A 17,080-nucleotide genomic window follows, 5' to 3' on the forward strand; every position below is an offset into this window, starting at 1 on the left:
GGGAGGGGTTATCTGTTCGACAATTCTTCGTGCGATAGCGGAATGACAAGTGCGGTATTGGTAGACCGTTAAGCTGAATGCGTCGGGTGCATACGTTCGAAGGCGGGTGACTACGGTCGAACGTCTTCGAAAAGCATCCCGTCATTGCCGCGCAGGCGGGAATCCATAGTGCGTTTGCAGTCTGAACCGGCTTATGGATTCCCGCCTGCGCGGGAATGACGGGGACAGGGGAGTCGGTGAAATCGAAAGGAGTCACCCTCCCGTAGATGCATCAACAGACCAGCAACAAGAATGAAAAAGCGGAGGACTCATCCTCCGCTTCGTGCTTCTGGCATCGCACCGAACTCCCGACTCGGAGGCAGGTGTTCAGGTCGTCCAGAACACGTGGTGCTGGCGTGCGTGATCCAGATCGTGCATCCGGCATTCCAGGTCGGCGAGGTCGGCTGATTCGGCGAGGTACGCTTCTTCGCGTTCACGTTCGCTTTCAATGATGCTGTGGCTCACTGAATCGCCGAGGTGTTCGAAAAAGTCGTGGGCGGCATGGCTTGCTGCGCGAACTGCATCTGCGATCACATGCGGCATATTGGATACGGCTGACATTTTATTTTCCTCTTGAAGTACTCTGTTTGTGCTTCCAGTGTAGGCGGCGAGCACCAAAACAGAACTTTCGTTTGGGAATTTCAGGTATCCGGTTTGTGAATATGATCCAGAAATGCGCGGAAAAGAACCTGCCGCTGCATCTCAGGCTTTGCCCGCTCGGCGCCATTTTTGGAGAACAAGTACGACACAGGCAAGCGCAAACATCAGCGTGGTGGAAATCGCAAATGCAATCACCAACTCCATATCCGCAACCTCTTCGGCGTTCCGAGGGTTGTAGGTCGCCAGGCACCACTCAATAAACGATGCTGGCAGGCCGGCCATTGGCGAACCCGCGCTTAACAGGTATTTCGTCAGCGCGAGAACCAGGAATGTCGCCGCTGCGCAAAGCAGCCCAGGGCGCGGAACTCGCTTCATCGGGCCGCATCCTTCCTTATACTTTTAACGAAAACGGGCTTACTTCCGCAACCTCGCATTCGCGAAGTGGGATGACTCGCCCCCATTCCTGAATCCTCAATCGGTCTTACTTCATCCATGTCTTTTTAAGGAGGCGGAATATCCTCAGGCCGCCATAGGATAGGAGAAAACCAATACCTATCGCGGTGAGGAATTCCAGGTCCGATGCAAGCCCTGGATAGGTTTCACCGGTCAAGTGGAGATAGAACGTCCAGACGGTCTCGGACAATGGGATAGAGATTAGAGTGTTTTCCCACCAATAGACGAAGGCTAAGGTGCCGGGAAGCGGGCTGAGGCAAGGAAGGATCCGGCGTTTGAACATCAGGCATGTCTTTCATGGTCGGTAAATGCGTAGATCCCGTTGCGGTTCGTTCAGGCGCCGTCCAGTATGTGCTGATCTGTCCAACCGCCTCCCTTTGCAGGACAAAAGACAGGCACCAGAGTAAAGCCTCCTTTTGCATCCTGCCACCGCCATTCTGGTTCCGTCATCACGAAGCACTCATCGCCTTTCTGCAGCATGAACATTTTCTTGAAATCGTCCACATCTGCAAAAACCCAGGACGTCGAAAGTGAGGGATCCGTTTCCTTCTGGATGACGACACGTTTTCCAATAAATGGACCGGTCCACGGCGGAGTTTGCTTTTTCATGGCCACGTAAAGGCCGCCGAAAACCAAAGCGGCACCAAGGAAAATTTTGAGGGGGAGCGAAGTTTTCATTTTTTTGCAGGGTAGTCGATTCGCTTCGCCAAGCGCTTCGATCGGGATACGACAATCAGCAATTCCTTCGGGCTCACCGGTGTATCAAAGTAACGAGGATCGTGCGCCAGTATGCCAATCATCTGGAGTACATCAGCGACGTTCGTCGAACAATTGTTTGAAAAAAGACTGTACTTGCCATTGCTGGTCACGCGTCGTTCGAGCTCCGACCGCATCATCTGTTTCTCGGTGTTCGAAACGCGAAGGACAAGGCTCGTGCTATCGCGATAGCTGTTATCGGCGAGGTACTTGTCCAGCGTGGTTGTGTAATAGATCGAGTGAGCACGGGAGTAGACCTTTTTGTCGATTGCAATTGCCACGTGCCCCCATTGAGACCCTCGGCTGAGCAAGCGCCCGTCGTTGACTATCACCTGAACGGTAAGGGGATCGATAGCAACGGGTTCGGTCGAAGGCGAAAAGTTACTCCCAGTGTTGGCGCTCAAAGGGATTATGTTGCGCGTGGCTGGCGTCTGTCCTGGCATGGTTATCCCTTGAAGTTGAAACGTGGCGGTGCACTACAGGGGCCAAGACGCAGGAGGCACTGTCCAAGCCCGGAATTGTTAATACAAGACCTGAACCGCCTCGACTTACGTATGAAGTGAAACAGGGGTGTGTGTAGAGCGCACTCGACGTCCGCTCTACGAGTTCGCACAAGGATGGTGCGTATCTGAACAGATCGCCCTGGTTAATCTACCGACGCGCGTTATCCCCGCATTAACGAGATAGCGAACAGCGTCGCGCCTGCGAGCAGAAGCAATACCGATACGGTTCGCAGTATTCGCTCGAGGAATTTTGTGGCAAGCATTCCGGTAAAGCCGCCGAATTCTTCTATTCCGGATGCATTCCGCCGGTAGAACTCGCGGCGGCTTACAAAGAATAGCCCGGCAGCACCGAGCAAGACGAGGATGGTCGCAGTGATCATAGGAACCTGACTTCCTTTAAAGGGAGGATGAAAGATGCATTAATTGCAACATTTGTTGCGCTGAAATTATTATAAAAATATCAATAATAGGCAAGTAGTGCCCGGGGCAAAATTCAACGCAGGTTGAGACGGTCCATGGGCGAGGAAAGCTCGAAGGAGAGCAATAGGGGCGGAGCGCCCTACAGACTGCATCCGCAAAAGCTAATCCTGCGGATGCGTGAGGTTAGGTGGGGGTAGATAGCCAAGACGTGACCTCGTTCCTGACTGAATGTTGATTGGACTCCCGCTACAACTTCGGAATCCGCAAAGTCTTGCTGATCATCAGCGATCCAGACAGAACGAACAACAAAACCAGCGGATGCAGCACCAGCGGCCCCATCTCCCACTGACCGCCGTACAACTGATCGCCCAACCGCCCCTGCCACGCCGCAATGGCAAGCAGAGCCGTCAGCACGACGCTCGTCGGAATCGGCGTCCCCTCGAAATAGGAGACCTTGTCCGCCCCCTCCGACAAGCTTTCCGCCGTCACGTTATACCGCGCCAGGCGACTCACCCCGCAGCAGACGAAATAGATCAACGCGATCTTGTCGACCGTGGTCTGCATCCCTGCGGCAAATGCCAGAGTGGCAGGCGCAACACCAAACGAAATCACGTCCGCCAGTGAATCCAGCTCGCGGCCTAACGCCGAGTGCTGTTGGCGCCAGCGCGCAACGCGTCCATCGAGAAAGTCGAACAGGAAAGCGAGCGGCGCCATCGCGCAAGCGAGGAAGAAATCCGCCAACTCGCCGCCGAGCAGATACTGCATGGAAAAAAACAGCGCGAGCACACCGCACGCCGCGTTGGCCAGCGTGAGGAAGTCCGCAAGATGGAACTCCCGGATCATCGAGAAGTGCCGGGGGCGTGGATTCGGAGAGGGCATAGGGGTTGGCGATATCGCGGTATCTCTGGAATATCTTCTATAACCCTTTGGGCAACGACGCGTTTGGAGATCGGGCAAGAAAACGAGCGTCGCGTGCGTGGCCTGCCCCCTGTTTATTCTCTTCCAACCCGCTTGAGGCCGATCAAACTTGGGATGCGTCCTGAATCTATGCTGAACGTGTGCGACGCAGGCTGAACCGTGTCGCGCCTTCCGCAGCGCGGAGCCAGGTGCCCGGATGACAGCATGGCCTGTTGATCCACGGAGACTGCGTCGGGCCAGCCTCTACTTCGAGGAGGACTGTCATGGCGAAATATCTGTTCGAAGCCAACTACGTGGGTGAGGGCATCAGCGGCCTGCTGAAGGAAGGCGGAACGCACCGCCGCAGCACCGTGGAGGAAATGTTTCGTTCGGTCGACGGAAAGGTCGAATCCTTCTACTTTGCCTTCGGCGACCGGGACGTCATCATCGTTGCGGATGTCCCCGACAACGCCAGCGCCGCCGCGATCGCATTGAAGGTCAACGCGGCCGGACTCGCGAAATGCAAGACCACGGTACTGATGGCACCAGACGAAGTGGACAAGGCGGCGAAGATGGACGTGTCTTATACACCCCCAGGGCGATGAATATGCCAGGCACGCGCGTTTGGCGCACCATCCATTCTCTGGCTTGACGCGCTTTTCTGCCTAGGACCAAGGGACAGACCGCGATGAATGAATCGAAAGTAGATAAACCCGGTCTGTCTCCTGTTGCACGCAAGACCTGATCCCCATCACGCACGCAAAGACATGAGAAGCAAACGCTATATCGCGCTGTTCAGTGTGATGGCGGTTTTCACTCTGGCAGGCTGCGGCGGAAGCAATGACGCAACGACGCTTGCATGTCAGACACACCCACCTTTCCCCGTCGTGAAGATTTTCTACCCGAATCGCTCGGCTCCTGTCGGAGCGCTGGTCAGCGTTGATCCGACGATAGAGGTAACGGCAAGTAACGGCCTGGATAACTCCATACTGCGATTCGACCTTGTTGGCGGCATGCTGCCCAGTGGTCTTTCGCTCAATCCGAGCAGTGGGCGAATTTCAGGAATAGTCGCCGGATTTCAAGGGAGCTTCTCCTACACGGTACGCGCGTCTGCCGATTGCTTTACCGGATCGGTGACAACCAGTGCTGTTTTCTTTGTCAGCTGAAATACGCGGCGTCACCGCGGACTGCCTCCCATCGCTCGCCCCAACATGCCATGCCCGGCCATGGCAACCGGCGCATCCCGACTGCTTCGCCAGCTTGCAGGAGGAAGCCCGAATTCGCGTTTGAACGCACGGCTGAAGGCAGCCTCCGAGTCATACCCCACCGCGCCGGCGACCTCGGCCAGCGACTTCCTGCCGCTGCGCAATTCACGCGCCGCCAGCCGCAGCCGCCAGCGCGCCAGGTACTGTATTGGCGGCTGGCCGAGCAGATCGGTAAAGCGCTGCGACAACGCCGAGCGCGACAACCCAACATGGCCGGCAAGCTCGTCAACGGTCCAGGGATGCGCGGGCTGCATATGCAGGCGCGACAGCGCGCGCCCGACATAGCGGTCGCGCAATGCGGCAAGAAATCCCGCTTCATGTTCCGGCAAGGTTTCGATCCAGCGCCGCACCGCTTCCACAAACAGCAGTTCGGACAGCTTCGCGAGCACGCTGGTCGAGCCCGCCCGCGGCTCGGCGGCTTCCATCGCGGCAAAACCGAGCGCTGATGCCAGCCATGACGATTCCCTGTCGCTGCCCATGTCGACCTTGAACAGGCGCGGGAGCGCGTTAAGCAGCGGATCGCTCAACACTTCATCGCACGTCAGGAAACCGCACACCATGCGGGTCTGCTCACCGCCGCCGCCATAAACGATGCGCAGCACTTCTCCCGGATGTGACAGCAGGCACTCCGCCAGCAGCGGCGCGGAAGGGATCGGGGCCAACGCCAGGTCGCTCCCCAGCAGATGCATCTCGCCTTGCGGCACGACCAGGATTTCACCCGCATGCACCTGTATCGCCGAATCGTCGTCGCCAAGGCTTGCCCAGCAAGAACCGGCGGTGATGAGGTGATATGACGCCACCCTGTCCGACGGCGGCAGGTACGCCGTGCATAGTTCGCTCTCGGGCTTGCCGATCACGCACCAGGGTGCCGAAAATTCACCATTTAGAAAGACAGCGCCGTTGAGTTGCACGGCGCGCAAGACATCAGAAAGCGCATCCATCTCGCCGCTCCAATTCCGGCGTCGCGGGCAAGAAAGCTGGACGCCTGGTCATTCAAACCCGAGGGCAGTCAATGAATACTAGACCCGTACCTCACCGACGGTTAGCGATGGCTCAACGTCAGGACGAGGCGCAAAAGCAAGTGCCGCATCAACACTTACCACCAGCCAATTCTCAGGAGAGTATTCATGTCCGCAGTCCTTTCACCATCCACACCCGCTATCGATCTCGCCGCAGTCAAGGCGCGCCAGCAGGCCGCCTGGTCCACAGGCAACTACGCCGTCGTCGGCACCACGCTGCAAATCGTCGGCGAGAACCTGTGCGAAGCGCTTGACCTGCACTCCGACGCAACCGTGCTCGATGTTGCCGCAGGCAATGGCAACGCCACGCTCGCCGCCGCACGGCGGTGGTGTGAAGTGACCTCTACTGATTATGTACCTTCGCTGCTCGAAGCGGGACGCAAGCGCGCGCAGGCGGATGGGTACGAGATCCGTTTTCAGGAAGCAGACGCCGAGAACCTGCCGTTTCCTGATGCATCGTTTGATGCGGTCATGTCTTCCTTTGGCGTGATGTTTACGCCGGACCAGGAGAAAGCTGCGGCTGAGCTGGCGCGTGTGTGCAAGCCCGGGGGCAAGATCGGCTTGGCGAACTGGACGCCGGACAGCTTCATTGGCCAAGTGTTCAAGACCATCGGCAAGTACATTCCGCCGGCACCAGGAGTCAAATCACCGGCGCTGTGGGGGACGAAGGAAAGGCTGCAAGAACTGTTTGGAAGCAGTGCGCAGGAGATTCAGGCGACTACGCGGCAATTCACGTTCCGTTACCGTTCGCCGGAGCATTTCCTTGACGTGTTCCGCACCTACTACGGGCCAATGAACAAGGCGTTTGGTGCGCTTGATGAGGAGAAGCAGGACGCTTTCGCCCGGGAGCTGCTTTCGCTCATGGAGAGTCGCAACCGTTCCGGAGATGAAACGCTGGTGCTGCCGAGTGAGTATCTTGAAGTTGTGATCAGGCGTAAGAACGGGTAACGAGGGAAATTGAAGATGTGAATCAGGGTCAGGAAAGAAGTGCATGTGTTCGTGCAAGACCTGACCCCCTTTGTATGACCCCCTTTGTTGTCTACGCTGCTGGTTGGCGGGGCGCCGCCTACGCTTGCTACGCAGCCTACTCCTGGATCTGCCGTTTTTCTTTTTTCCAGCCAAGGTCGAGGAAAAACCGCGTGATCCAGTTCGGATTTGTCACCTTAGCGCGCGCCATAATGGTATGCAGGTGATCGACAAAAACGGCGGAGTCGGCAAAGTAGTTCGGGTACGCTTCCTGCAACCCGCTCACGGAATCGGTCGACACCAGCGCTACGACCAGTTCTGGAGCTTTCAAGCTGGCACGCTCGCGCTGTAAGTATGAGTCGACCGCCGCTTCATGGGCCGCGATCGGGAAAAAGGTGCCGCCAACGGTCTTTTTCTTCGTGTTGATCTCAAGAAGGTAATAGCCTTCTACACCCTTCACACCTTTCTCTTCGAGGATTCGAAGGGAGCTGCTAAACATCGCAAACCGGTTAATGACGTTAAGCCGATTAGCTAACCGCAGGACTTCCGTGCACACTTCCGTATGGCGTTCGGTCTCGGTGTTTTCCCTGTCGAGTGCGGCCAACGCTTCTCCTGCCAGACAAAAGAATTCTTGCCAATCCGGCTTGCCGAGGTTTGCCTTCAAATGCTGGCGAGTAAAGAGGTCGATGATCTCTACAGCCGTGGCCCAGGCATGTTGGATGGCGGTGCGTACCTGAATCTCGATGTGATACTTGCTCCCCGGCTCTTTGCCGGGAAACTTCCCGATCAAGTGGACCCCGCGGTATCCGTCCTCCTTGGGATTTTTGATGTAGTCCTTGATCCTGTATGCTCGGCGTCGCTGAAGTGCACGTCGCACTTGATGGACATGCTTGGTACTCCGAACGATCACGCGACAGCCTCCGATGTCCTGCATGTTCTGCAGGTCCATTTTCGGATACCGCTGGAGCTTCGAGATGATCGACGGCGCGCGCTTTAAGCGCTTCGCCACTATTGGTGCCCTGCGCATTCCGGCGACCGCTTCTTCCACCTCACGTACAGCCGCGTCCAACGGGGCAAGATGGCAGGCGCGCCAGTAGGAAAGCGCTTTTAGCGCCTCTAGGTGTCGTTCCGGATCTGTGGCGACGATGTTGTCGATGAGGAGTGTTTCGCCGGCGCGTTTAACCGCACTCTTCGAGTACGCGGGGGCCGGTATCATTGGTTGGATTACAGCGTTCAATGCAGTGCAAAGCCTCTCGGAATCCCGTTCTCGCTGCAGCTTCCCTGTTTCGACGACCCCGCGCATGAACATTTCTTTCATTACATAGTCGAAAGCGCGATGTTAGGTAGTCCTAGAATCAAGCGATTACTTTGGTAAGAATTCTCATATGTCTGAGTTGGAACAAGCAAGGAGTTTTCCATGCCGACAATCAAGTTGCCGAGTTCGCTAGTGAAACCATCGTCTGAACTGTGAGCGTGAATGTGAGCTATCAACCCATCAAAGTAAAAACGATAAACGAGCATTTTCCGATCTGGCATATCGGGTGCTGGGCTTCGAATAGCTTTTAACTCACAAATCGGAGCATGATTATGAATGATACCGATTGTGGAGAGCTGAGTTAACTGAACCGGATAGAAGGAAACCGGTTCTACGATTCTATTGCAAATCATTAACCGCAGTCTCTCAAGGTCTTCCTGCGGTAGCCGCACATCCGAGAATTCCGGTAGATTAGTTGCTGCAGCCCGCCAGAGCAGAGTAAGGAAAAAGAGTCGTAATTTTTTCGAGTCGATACCGTCAAGCTTACGAATTCCCCACGGGGTTTCCTTAATAGGACGATGATGTGACCCTAGGGATCGATCTTTTCCCCAACTGCTCCAAATAAGCCTATGCTTACGCAGCTCATTAATTGCCCATGTATCGAACTCCGCAAGGATATCTTCCCCTGCCCGAGTAACTAGCTCGGTGTCATACCAACTATTCCATCGCTTTATCGGTGGCCCATCGGCTCTAAGTTGAAAAAATGGGACGCCTTTTTGGGCTGGTTTAGTCAGCGCTTTGGGAATGAGATGTGACTCTACAAATGTGCCGCTGCCCTGTGTAAGTTTGCAGATGCCTATCCGATTCTTCTCGACGAGCTTCTGTTTCTTTTTCATGTCTTATGTTGTTGGAATGGTATGCATGGTCATATTTCATTCAACATAGTCAAATAGACGTTCGTGCGGCCGGCGTGTTGTGTCCCCATTAGCAGTGCCAAGAGCATGTTAGTAAAGTTCAGTTAATGATCTTTCCTGCGTCCTGGGTTGCTTCTTTTTGCCGATGGCTGGCAGCGAACTCGGCAGGCGTCTGGTAGTTCAATGCGCTGTGAGGTCGGTGTTCATTGTAATCCCGCCGCCGTGCAGCAATCCGAATGCGCGCTTCAGCCAAGCTCGTGAACCAGTGATCGTTAAGGCATTCATCCCTGAATCGACCGTTAAAGCTTTCGATAAACGCATTCTGTGTCGGCTTTCCCGGCTCAATCAATTTCAGTTGCACTCCGTTCTGGTACGCCCATTGATCCAGTGCCTTTCCAGTGAATTCCGGTCCCTGGTCGGTTCGGATTGCCGCTGGCAATCCGCGAAATTGTGCCGCTCGCTGTAGCACTCTGACGACGTACTGGCCCGATATTCCATGGTCGGCGACCAGATCAACCGGCTCCTTGGTGAAATCATCCACGATGGCCAACACCTTGATACGCCTGCCGTTCGATAGTGCGTCACTGACGAAGTCCATCGACCACACCTAGTTGGGTTTGCATGGCAATGCCAGCTGCTCTCGTTCCACTGCAACGCCATGCCTCTTGCGGCGACGCTTCACTGCCAGACCCGCATCCTCGTAAAGACGAAATATCCGCTTGTGATTGGCATCGACACCTTCACGCCTGAGCAGCGCATGAAGCCGGCGATAGCCAAACCGACGCCGTTCGCCCGCCAACTCCACCATGCGGGCTTGCAGTTGCTCGTTCTCCGGTTGTGCTCTTGATTGGTAATGCAGCACGGTGCGTGACAGTCCCACAAGCAGGCAGGCCCGGCGCTCGGAGATCTCTGTCTTCTCCTTCATGACCGCGACTGCCTCACGCTTGGCCTGTGGTGTCAGTACTTTCGTCCTAGTGCTGCCTTCAGTGCCTGGGCGTCAAGAATTGATTCGGCTAGCAGCTTTTTGAGCTGTGCATTCTCGGCTTCCAAATCCCGTAACCGCCTTGCATCGGGAACCGCCATCCCGCCGAACTTGGCTCGCCAGTTGTAGAACGACGCATCGCCGAACCCGTGTTGCCGGCACAGTTCCTTCAATGGCACTCCCGCCTCTGCCTGCTTCAAAAAACCGATGATCTGCTCGTCGGTAAATCGCTTCTTCACGTTCGTTCTCCCTGTTGAAAACGAACTTTACTAGATCCCCGTGGCACTGTTTATTGGGGGCATATCAGGCGATATCAGTTCGTCGAAAATTCGATATCCGCCGCAAGAAGTAGGGGACGCCTTTGGCACTGATTCGAACAACTGCCCTCTTTCTATTCGGCGGAAGACGCTTCGCTTTTACACTCTACACGTGCTGTTCTTGCTTCTTGCCAGTACCAATTATCCTTGTGGATCGCTATGTACCCGAAATATGGAATCTGCTAACCGGGTTCCGGTTGATACGAGCTTAGAAAGGACTCGTAGTTGCTCTTTACACGCCCGAGACTGTGAAGGGCTCGGATAATTAATTGTATGGTCAATCTCTCCCCAAATTTCTTCAAAGAGCGTACGCACTTGTATCTCGCAGCACACGATTGAATCGGGTTTCGGTTTGATCAGATAGTGAATGCTTGTGTAGTGCGACTCTTTGAGTTTTACTTCGAGTCCTAATTTTTCGAAGAACTCTCGTGCTTCCGGATCCCAAGAGTATGCTTTGGGAGTTTCAGCTAAATACCAGTCGCCTTCTCTTATTTTTCTATCGATAAATTCATGAATCTTCGGAAATTGGTCTTGATATAAATGAAGGACACGTACGCCACTTAGGTCAGTTATCCTAGAAAAGAAATTGTCGGTTGTTATGGGTTCTGCGTCCGGATCACTAAGCTTTCGAGCAATCTTTTCGGCGAGGTGATCGGGGTCTTTTAAGCGAGCCTTTATTGAATGAATCGTCGGATTCGTTGTGGTATTGAGCGAGGGTTCCAAAACAAAACAATCAACGATCACGTTCTTGAACTGTTTAAATAGATGTATTTGCTTTCGATACATCTCAATCAGGTCGGAGAAATCATTATGCATGTCGTTAAAGCAAATTTACTCGTTCAAGAAGATCGGTCGCAAAGCTATGGTACGAATCCTTTGTTGCCTCATATTTTCCTCTAGATCCCGCCAATGTATTCACATGGTCTGCATCGAGTGCCGGCAAACTCGGTACCTTCCACATAGGCTGATGATAGTGTTGGGCAAGGCTAGGAAATGTGTTGTGTGTATACATAATCGAAGCATCACCTATAGGCCGATCAAGGGTCTCATCGTCAAGATGATTTCGCAGTTCTGGCTTTATAAAGTCTTTAATAGCTGACGGGAGCTTTTCTGCATAATGGAGATGCGCCTTTGCAAGATTCCACTTTAGATTAGGGTTCTTGTAGGGCTTAGCGTTATAGATCGTGTATCCAAGGAAGCTAACGAACCTCTGCGGAAATGATCTACGCTTATCTTCACTTATTAATTGGTATAAGACATCGAATTCGGCTTTCCATGCCGATAGCGCGCGACCGATATTTCTTATTCCATATAGCGAGAATAGGTCCGGGAGCGCTGGGACAAAAAAGCCGTCTACAGTTGAAATGATTACTTTGTTTAGCGCTCCAAGGCTCGGTGACGTATCGACTACGACGAAGTCGTAATTGTTTATCTTAGTGTATTGTTCAGCCAATGCTCTAATTCGAGTGAGTGTGCGTATTGCAAGCGGATCACCGCGATAGGCATCAGGCCATCGCGCCGATACCTTTTCTTCAAACATATGAAGTGACAGGCGGCCTGGAACAATATCAAGTGAGCCGGTAATTTTGTATGGTGGCGGAAGAATTTCTAGCTCGCCTGTACCTTCTTCGGTCGACTTAAGAATGAAATGTAAGCTTCGCGGGTCACTTAACAGCGCTCTCATTTCGTCGAGCGTTTTTCCTTTCCTAGTTGCGTCTATTCCTTCGTCGATAAAAGGATTTTCTATCTCCCAAATATCGTGGATTGACGACTCTGGAATGGAATAGATTGTTAGATTGCATTGGGGATCAGCATCGATCATAAGGACGCGAAATCCCATTTCTGACAACGCGTGGGAAAGGTGATATGTAAGGGTCGTTTTTCCGACGCCGCCTTTGTTATTAAAGACCGACAGAATTTTCATCTTCGTAAGTTTTTATGATTAGGGTGATTTGTTTCCCTCAACTATCACGGTCGTTCGAAGTAGCTAAGGCTACCATTAGTTGAGAGAAGGGCTATCCCATGTTATAGATAGTCGAATTGTTAACGGTTGCAAAAAAAGCCCGCGTCAGCGGGCTTTTCGGCGATTCGTGTAAAGAATCACTTCCCCCAACTATCCTTCAAAGTAACCACCCGATTAAACACAGGCCTTGTCGCCGAGTGATCTATGCGGTCAGCCACAAAATACCCATGCCGCTCAAACTGAAACTTCTCATCCGGCATAGCATGCCGTAACCCCTGCTCCAGATAAGCCGTAATCACTTCCTTCGCATTCGGATTCAACGCCAGCTTGAAATCCTTCCCACCCGCATCCGGACTCGGGTCGGTGAACAGCCGGTCATACAAACGCACTTCCGCTTCCAGCGAATGCGGCACGCTGACCCAGTGGATGGTGCCCTTGACCTTGTAGTTGTTGGCGCCTTCGGTGCCGCTCTTGGAGTCAGCAAAGTAGTTGCAGTGCACCGCAATCACCTTGCCGTTTTCATCCTTGTCGCAGCCGGTGCATTCGACCACGTAGCCGTACTTCAGCCGCACCTTGTTGCCGGGGAAGAGGCGGAAGTAGCCTTTGCTCGGGACTTCCATGAAGTCTTCTTCTTCGATCCACACTTCCCTGGTGATCGGGAATTTGCGCTGCCCGCGTTCCGGATGATGCGGGTGAACCGGGGCGCTGCATTCGTCGGCGAGGTTTTCCGGGAAGTTGTCGATGATGAGCTTCAGCGGCTTCAGCACGGCGATGGCACGCGCAGCCTTGGGATCGAGGTCGTCGCGCAGCGCGCCTTCCAGCGTGCTCATGTCGATCCAGCTGTCGGCCTTGGCGACACCGGCGCGTTCGCAGAACAACTGGATCGCTTCCGGCGTGTAGCCGCGGCGGCGGATGCCGACGATGGTGGGCATGCGCGGGTCGTCCCAGCCGTCGACGATCTTTTCTTCGACCAGTTGCAGCAGCTTGCGCTTGCTGGTGATCGCGTAGGTAAGGTTCAGGCGCGCGAATTCGGTTTGTTCCGGCAGCGGGCGCTTGAAGAAGCCGCCGTCGGCCAGGTGTTCCAGCACCCAGTTGTAGAAGGGGCGGTGGTCCTGGAATTCGAGCGTGCAGAAGCTGTGGGTGATGTATTCGATCGCGTCTTCGATGGGGTGCGCGAAGTCGTACATCGGGTACACGCACCACTTGTCGCCGGTGCGATGGTGGTGCGCGTGGCGGATGCGATAGATGGCCGGGTCGCGCATGTTCATGTTGGGCGAGGCCATGTCGATCTTGGCGCGGACGATGTGCTGGCCGTCCTTGAATTCGCCGAGCTTCATGCGGCGGAACAGGTCGAGCGATTCGGCGGCCGGGCGGTCGCGGTAGGGCGAGTTCTTGCCGGGCTCGGTGAAGTTGCCGCGGTTCTTCGCCATTTCTTCGGCGCTCTGGCTGTCGACGTAGGCGTGGCCGGCGCTGATGAGGTACTCGGCCATCATGTACATCTGGTCGAAGTAGTCGCTGGCGAAGTAGAGGTGGTCGCCGGCGCTGTCCTTCCAGTCGAAGCCGAGCCATTTGACGGCGTCGAGGATGCTGTCGACGTATTCCTGTTCTTCCTTGGTCGGGTTGGTGTCGTCGAAGCGCATCGTGCAGCGGCCGCCGAAATCGCGGGCCATGCCGAAGTTCAGGCAGATCGATTTGGCGTGGCCGATGTGCAGGTAGCCGTTGGGCTCGGGCGGAAAACGCGTGACGACCGTGGGCAGCGGGTTGCCGTTGGGATCGGTGCGGTTGGCGTACTTGCCGGAGGCGAGGTCGGATTCGATCAGGCCGCGCAGGAAGTTGGACGGCGCGGCGTTTTCGGTTGCTGCTGCGTTTTTGGAATCGTTGCTCATGAAATCGGGAGAATTGCTCTGTAAATGAAGGTTTAACCGGCCATTTTACCGTAGCGGGGGAGGGGCCGGGCTTCCGTCGTTCGCCGCGCAACACCCGATTCGGCCATTTGAGGAGGGTCAACAGCGTGCACCCACTTAGCGCCAAACTGAAGACAGAACCCGCGCCGACGGGTGAGACGGCAGGCCTTTAGCGTCCTGTCGCACTTTTGCCTGAGCGCGCGACTGCCCGATGCCGCAGATGCAGGGAGCATCCTTTTTCTGGAGCCAGTACGAATGTCAAGAATTGGAATTGCAGCGGCGGCCATTGCCGCAATGCTGCTGGCAGCCTGTGGCGGCGGTTCGGCGGACTTTGAATCGAATGGCACGCCGACGTCCCAGTTGCGGCCGACGGTGTGGACCTCGGAGGGCCGTTCGTTCAACAGTTGCAGCCTGAGTCCCGCGTGTTCGGGCAATCCGTACGCGCCGTTCTTTGCTTCGTCGACCGTGGCGCCGCCCAACGGGGCGACGATCAGCGGGATCGTGCGGCTGGAGGTGCGCGGCAACGAGATGGCGAATGTCGAACTGTTGCCGGGCAGTGGTTATCTGCCGCGCTACGGGGTCTTCAGGATTACCGGCGACCGGACTGTGGCGTGGATGGACCTGGATACGACGCGCCTGCCGAACGGGCCGGTGAGCATGCGGGTGAGTGCCTTCAATGTTCCCGCCGGACAGCCGGGGGCCGAGATCGTGGCGATGCAGACGCGGACCTGGAACATTAATAATGCGGCGCCGCCGGCTGGCGGATTTACGGCGGCGGTGGTGCAGGCGCCTGCGGACGGCGCCGTGGTCAGCGGTGTTACCCGTCTCGAACTGAGGGGCAGCGGGATTGCCAGTGCGGAATTGCTGCCGGCGACCGGTTACACGCCGCGCCTGGCGATGTTCAATGTGTCGGCGGACAGGACGATGGCGTGGGTGGACCTGGATACGCGGACGCTGCAGGATGGCGTGCGCGACCTGCGGATCAGCGCGTTCAACGTGACGGAGGGACAGGCGGGGGCGGTGGAGATCATTGCCATGCCGGCGCGGCGCTGGACGGTGAGCAACGGGACGGGGACGTTCCTCGCGTCGGTAACGATGGCGCCGGTGCATGGAGAGATCGTCAGCGGGCGTGTGCGGCTGGAAGTGCGCGGCAGCGGGATGAAGAATGTGGAGCTGCTTCCGGCGAGCGGCTATACGCCGCGGCTGGGGGTGTTCAACGTCGACTTTAACGGCAGCTTTGCGTGGATGGAGTTCGATACGGCAAGTGTGCCTGGTGGATTGCGGGATGTGCGCATCAGTGCGTTTGACGTGGCGGCGGGGCAGCCGAATGCGCGGGAGATCATTGCGATGCCGGCACGGCAGTGGGACTTGCGATAGGGTAAGCGAGGGAGGCTTGATGCGGGCGGCTGCGGCCGCCCGTTTTCTTGGACATGATGTTACCGATTCTCATGAAAGGAAGACCATGACAGAGAACAGGAAACCCGTTGCCATCGTCGCTGCAGAAGCGCCGCCGCGGACCAAGCCGTCCAATTATCCGGAGCCGTTTGCCTCGATGGTCGCTTCGCGGGTGAAGAGGCCGCTTGGGGACCTGTTCGGGTTGACCAACTTCGGGGTGAATTTGACGGTGCTGCCGCCGGGGGCGATTTCGGCGTTGCGGCATGCACATACAAGGCAGGATGAGTTTGTGTTCATTCTGTCGGGTACACCGACGCTCCACACCGACGAGGGGCGCACGCTGTTGCAGCCGGGGATGTGCGCGGGGTTCAAGGCGGGGACGGGGAATGCGCATCGGCTGGTTAACGAGTCGGATGCGGAGGTGGTGTATCTGGAGATCGGGGATCGGACGGCGGGGGATGAGGCGAGTTATCCGGATGATGATCTTGCGGCGCGGCTGGTGGAGGGGAAGTGGAGGTTTTTACACAAGGATGGAGTGGAGTACGGGTAGGCGATTTTTTCTGGGATGGTCGGATGGGGGCGGTGGAAACGTCGTTCCTTGCAGCCCGAGTGCGGGCGTGGAAATGTTATGCGGCCTTGCTACCTCCCCCCGTCATTCCCGCGGAGGCGGGAATCCATAGTGAGGTTGATGCAACAGACTCCGCATGGATTCCCGCCTTCGCGGGAATGACGGGGGAGGGTGGAATTGATGGAAGCGTAGGTGCCCGCCTTCAGGCAGTGGCGTCATGCCTTGCGCAAAATGACTTCCCAGACCTTCTTCGGCATCTCGTACCGGTCGATCGTCAGTTCAGCGGTGGACACACGCTGCCAGCCATCCGCGAACAAGGTATCCACCTCACTCGCGTCAAAGAATCGCTTGCACCCTCCACGAACATCAAAGAAATGATGCGCGATCTTCCGATGGCCGACCGCCCCGTGATGCACATCCCGCGTCGAATTCAACCGGCACAACATCAGCCCGTCGGGCGCCAGGCAGCGCCGGATCTCGCGCACGATCTCCACCGTCTTGTCCCACGCGAAGTAATGCAGGCACAGGCTGGCAATCACGACGTCGAAACGCTCGTCGGCAAACGGCAGCGGCTCGCGCACGTCGTGGCACACAGCGCGGACTGAAGGGACGGCGCGCGCACATTCTTCCAGTGCCTCGGCCGACAGGTCCGTCGCCGTGATGTCGGCAAATCCCTGCGCTGCCAGCCAGCGCGTATCCAGCCCGTTACCGCACCCGAGTTCAAGGATGGCGGGCGACGGTGAATGCTGTGCCATCAGGCTTTTCCATCTGCCCATCCATTGTTCGTCACGCATCATGCATTCCCATCCGGATCGAAACCGGAACGATACCGCATCGCCGCAAATCCACGTTGCAAAAAAACAT

The 17,080-nt window shown here is 56.0% G+C and carries 18 protein-coding genes and 1 pseudogene; 5 read left to right on the forward strand and 14 right to left on the reverse strand.

Annotation, left to right across the window (positions count from 1 at the left end):
* Positions 1 to 366: 366 nt before the first annotated feature.
* The 6 genes from ACNOHI_RS20240 to pssA form a co-directional block, all read right to left on the reverse strand.
* On the reverse strand, positions 367 to 600 hold the full coding sequence (locus ACNOHI_RS20240; RefSeq protein ID WP_420476511.1) for a DUF3563 family protein: 234 nt from the start codon (positions 598 to 600) through the stop codon (positions 367 to 369).
* 141 nt (positions 601 to 741) lie between these two features.
* The gene (locus tag ACNOHI_RS20245) at positions 742 to 1,014 is read right to left on the reverse strand and encodes a hypothetical protein (protein ID WP_420476512.1); all 273 of its coding nucleotides are present in this window, start codon (positions 1,012 to 1,014) and stop codon (positions 742 to 744) included.
* A gap of 411 nt (positions 1,015 to 1,425) precedes the next feature.
* A complete protein-coding gene (locus tag ACNOHI_RS20250; protein WP_420476513.1) occupies positions 1,426 to 1,770 on the reverse strand; it encodes a hypothetical protein in 345 nt (114 codons plus the stop codon).
* Entirely contained in the window at positions 1,767 to 2,291 is a 525-nt protein-coding gene (locus tag ACNOHI_RS20255; RefSeq protein ID WP_420476514.1) for a hypothetical protein, read from the reverse strand. The genes ACNOHI_RS20250 and ACNOHI_RS20255 overlap by 4 nt, the downstream gene beginning before the upstream one ends.
* Before the next feature lie 221 nt (positions 2,292 to 2,512).
* Positions 2,513 to 2,731, reverse strand: a complete 219-nt coding sequence (locus ACNOHI_RS20260) for a hypothetical protein (RefSeq protein WP_420476515.1) — start codon at positions 2,729 to 2,731, stop codon at positions 2,513 to 2,515.
* 286 nt (positions 2,732 to 3,017) lie between these two features.
* Entirely contained in the window at positions 3,018 to 3,650 is a 633-nt protein-coding gene (pssA, locus tag ACNOHI_RS20265) for a CDP-diacylglycerol--serine O-phosphatidyltransferase (RefSeq protein ID WP_420476516.1), read from the reverse strand.
* Between the two features lie 302 nt (positions 3,651 to 3,952).
* On the opposite strand from pssA, the gene ACNOHI_RS20270 reads away from it, so the two are divergent.
* Both ACNOHI_RS20270 and ACNOHI_RS20275 read left to right on the forward strand, forming a co-directional pair.
* Positions 3,953 to 4,273 (forward strand): GYD domain-containing protein, encoded by a 321-nt coding sequence (locus ACNOHI_RS20270; protein ID WP_420476517.1) that lies wholly within the window; start codon positions 3,953 to 3,955, stop codon positions 4,271 to 4,273.
* A gap of 162 nt (positions 4,274 to 4,435) precedes the next feature.
* Positions 4,436 to 4,834, forward strand: coding sequence for an Ig domain-containing protein (locus tag ACNOHI_RS20275; protein WP_420476518.1), 399 nt, complete (start codon positions 4,436 to 4,438; stop codon positions 4,832 to 4,834).
* Positions 4,835 to 4,845: 11 nt separating this feature from the next.
* Here ACNOHI_RS20275 and ACNOHI_RS20280 read toward each other — a convergent pair whose 3' ends face one another.
* Positions 4,846 to 5,874 carry an AraC family transcriptional regulator gene (locus ACNOHI_RS20280; protein WP_420476519.1) on the reverse strand — a complete coding sequence of 343 codons (1,029 nt, stop codon included), beginning with the start codon at positions 5,872 to 5,874 and terminating at the stop codon, positions 4,846 to 4,848.
* 186 nt (positions 5,875 to 6,060) lie between these two features.
* Between ACNOHI_RS20280 and ACNOHI_RS20285 the strand changes: the two genes are divergently transcribed.
* Positions 6,061 to 6,900, forward strand: coding sequence for a methyltransferase domain-containing protein (locus ACNOHI_RS20285; protein WP_420476520.1), 840 nt, complete (start codon positions 6,061 to 6,063; stop codon positions 6,898 to 6,900).
* Positions 6,901 to 7,036: 136 nt separating this feature from the next.
* Here ACNOHI_RS20285 and ACNOHI_RS20290 read toward each other — a convergent pair whose 3' ends face one another.
* From ACNOHI_RS20290 to ACNOHI_RS20315, 6 genes and pseudogenes are all read right to left on the reverse strand, one after another.
* A complete protein-coding gene (locus ACNOHI_RS20290; protein WP_420476521.1) occupies positions 7,037 to 8,236 on the reverse strand; it encodes a GTP pyrophosphokinase in 1,200 nt (399 codons plus the stop codon).
* The gene (locus tag ACNOHI_RS20295; RefSeq protein ID WP_420476522.1) at positions 8,236 to 9,069 is read right to left on the reverse strand and encodes a hypothetical protein; all 834 of its coding nucleotides are present in this window, start codon (positions 9,067 to 9,069) and stop codon (positions 8,236 to 8,238) included. Before ACNOHI_RS20295 ends, ACNOHI_RS20290 begins: the two co-directional genes overlap by 1 nt.
* A 118-nt stretch (positions 9,070 to 9,187) precedes the next feature.
* Positions 9,188 to 10,308 (reverse strand): annotated as a pseudogene (locus ACNOHI_RS20300) (IS3 family transposase).
* Between the two features lie 219 nt (positions 10,309 to 10,527).
* On the reverse strand, positions 10,528 to 11,202 hold the full coding sequence (locus ACNOHI_RS20305; RefSeq protein ID WP_420476523.1) for a (p)ppGpp synthetase: 675 nt from the start codon (positions 11,200 to 11,202) through the stop codon (positions 10,528 to 10,530).
* A gap of 4 nt (positions 11,203 to 11,206) precedes the next feature.
* Complete coding sequence (locus ACNOHI_RS20310; RefSeq protein WP_420476524.1) at positions 11,207 to 12,310, reverse strand: ParA family protein; 1,104 nt, start codon at positions 12,308 to 12,310, stop codon at positions 11,207 to 11,209.
* 176 nt (positions 12,311 to 12,486) lie between these two features.
* Positions 12,487 to 14,235, reverse strand: coding sequence for a glutamine--tRNA ligase/YqeY domain fusion protein (locus ACNOHI_RS20315; RefSeq protein WP_420476525.1), 1,749 nt, complete (start codon positions 14,233 to 14,235; stop codon positions 12,487 to 12,489).
* Positions 14,236 to 14,508: 273 nt separating this feature from the next.
* Here ACNOHI_RS20315 and ACNOHI_RS20320 point away from each other — a divergent pair, with 273 nt between their 5' ends.
* Both ACNOHI_RS20320 and ACNOHI_RS20325 read left to right on the forward strand, forming a co-directional pair.
* Complete coding sequence (locus ACNOHI_RS20320; RefSeq protein ID WP_420476526.1) at positions 14,509 to 15,630, forward strand: hypothetical protein; 1,122 nt, start codon at positions 14,509 to 14,511, stop codon at positions 15,628 to 15,630.
* Between the two features lie 85 nt (positions 15,631 to 15,715).
* Complete coding sequence (locus ACNOHI_RS20325; protein ID WP_420476527.1) at positions 15,716 to 16,198, forward strand: cupin domain-containing protein; 483 nt, start codon at positions 15,716 to 15,718, stop codon at positions 16,196 to 16,198.
* Between the two features lie 233 nt (positions 16,199 to 16,431).
* Here ACNOHI_RS20325 and ACNOHI_RS20330 read toward each other — a convergent pair whose 3' ends face one another.
* Positions 16,432 to 16,971, reverse strand: a complete 540-nt coding sequence (locus ACNOHI_RS20330) for a class I SAM-dependent methyltransferase (RefSeq protein WP_420476528.1) — start codon at positions 16,969 to 16,971, stop codon at positions 16,432 to 16,434.
* Between the last annotated feature and the right edge of the window lie 109 nt (positions 16,972 to 17,080).

The organism is Noviherbaspirillum sp. ST9 (assembly GCF_048799745.1).
In the GTDB taxonomy this organism is placed as follows: domain Bacteria; phylum Pseudomonadota; class Gammaproteobacteria; order Burkholderiales; family Burkholderiaceae_D; genus Noviherbaspirillum.